The 214-nt window shown below is 27.1% G+C and carries 1 protein-coding gene; it reads right to left on the bottom strand.

Annotated elements, in window-relative coordinates:
- Positions 1–214 (bottom strand): transposase zinc-binding domain-containing protein (locus ACK2WN_RS12500; RefSeq protein ID WP_416155715.1); only part of this gene is annotated, 214 nt, incomplete at both ends.

Genomic DNA, 214 nt, shown 5'->3' with positions numbered 1-214 from the left:
CAATCATATTTTCTACCTGTTTTTCTGCCCATTCCATAGAATATTTTCTACCACATTTTGTACAAAATTTACTTTTACAAGTGAATCCTTGAATATACTCCTCTCCACAATTTAAAGCTTTTGTCACAGTATTTTCTATCTGTTCTCTCATTTCTCTTCTAACTTTATTCCAATATTTTAGTTTAAATTCTTCGAAGTGATTTTTTAATATTTT

It is taken from the genome of Peptacetobacter sp. AB800 (genome assembly GCF_047807365.1).
GTDB lineage: Bacteria > Bacillota > Clostridia > Peptostreptococcales > Peptostreptococcaceae > Peptacetobacter.
Note: the sequence above shows the minus strand (reverse complement) of the source record. Positions and strands in the feature narration are given on the sequence as shown.